This is a genomic window from Mitsuaria sp. TWR114, assembly GCF_007997345.1.
In genome coordinates this window covers 1-1,142 of record NZ_VOSR01000902.1, presented here as the reverse complement: position 1 = coordinate 1,142, position 1,142 = coordinate 1, and the positions used below count along the sequence as shown (strand labels likewise).

The following is a 1,142-nucleotide window of genomic DNA, read 5'->3' as shown; positions in this document are numbered from 1 at the left end:
CCGGCCGTTCACGTAGACCAACTGGCCGCGCCCAGGTCGCCGATGAACAGCGTTGACCGCTCACCCGCCGCCGTGCCCGAAGCGCCGCGCAGCAGCAGATGACCGCCGCGCGGCACCTCGAAGTCGGGAAAGTGCAGGTCGGCCGCGGCGGACGCCCCGTAGCGGAAGCGCAGCCCGTGGCTCGCGATCAGCGCGGCGGCGTCCTCCGGCCGCTCGATGCCGCGATGCCGCCATTCGGTGAGCGGCACGAAGCGATGGCGCTCGGTCGGCTTGTCGGCCTCGTGCGAACCCGGATCGCCGTTGCCCATGCCGATCAGCCTCGCGGCGCCGTCGACTTCGAAGTCGATCCGCTGCCCGGCCGTGGGCACGACCCGGCCCTCGCGGTCGACCACGTTGACCGTGACCAGCGCCACGTCGGTGCCATCGGCCCGGATCCTGGCGCGGTCCACCGTCAAGCGCACCGCCGCGCCATCGCCGGTGGTGGCCACCGTGTCGGAGGCGACCCATTCGCCGCGCTTGTAGCCGCGCGCCACCAGCGTGCCCGGCTCGTAGGGCACGCTCCACTGCAGGTGCCCGTAGCGCTGCAGCGTCTTGCGGCCCAGCGAGCGACCGTTGAGCAGCAGCTCCACGTCCTCGGTGTTGCCGTAGACGCGCACGTCGATCGGCTGGCCTTCGCGGCCCGGCCAGTTCCAGTGCGGCAGCAGGTGGACCATCGGCTCGGTGGTCCAGGCGGCCTTCAGGTAGTAGCCGCTGTCCTTCAGCGCGCCGGTCGTGTCCATCATCCCGAACTGGGACGACACGGCCGGCCAGCCGAAGGGCGTGGTCTCGCCGCGGTAGTCGAAGCCGGTCCAGACGAACATGCCGGCCAGGAAGGGCCGCTCGGCATTGAAGCGCCAGGCCTCCTCGATGGTCGAGTCGACGCACCGCCCGAGCGCCGGTCATAGGCGGCGACCTGCACCCGCGCCGGGTCGTCGGCGTAGACGCCGCGGGTGGCGTAGGTCAGGCCCTCCTCGGTCACGACCATCGGCCGCTGGGGGAAGCGGCGGTGCATCGCGTCGATGTCGTGCTGGCCCTTGTAGTTGAAGCCGATCACTTGCGAGCCGACCGAGGTGCCCTCCGGCTGGCCCGAGCTGGACGCCGCC

General features: G+C 71.9%; 2 protein-coding genes. Both read right to left on the bottom strand.

Going from position 1 to position 1,142, the window contains the following annotated elements; translation table 11 throughout:
• Positions 1-8: 8 nt before the first annotated feature.
• Positions 9-860 (bottom strand): DUF4982 domain-containing protein, encoded by an 852-nt coding sequence (locus FUT87_RS25525; protein WP_147242812.1) that lies wholly within the window; start codon positions 858-860, stop codon positions 9-11.
• On the bottom strand, positions 779-1,142 hold a 364-nt coding region (locus FUT87_RS29455; protein WP_404935447.1), incomplete at its 5' end, for a hypothetical protein. The genes FUT87_RS25525 and FUT87_RS29455, both read right to left, overlap by 82 nt.

What these genes read in the sequence shown, in the direction of transcription:
- FUT87_RS25525 (WP_147242812.1), bottom strand. Translation starts at nt 860, where the DNA reads ATGTTCGTCTGGACCGGCTTCGACTACCGCGGCGAGACCACGCCCTTC.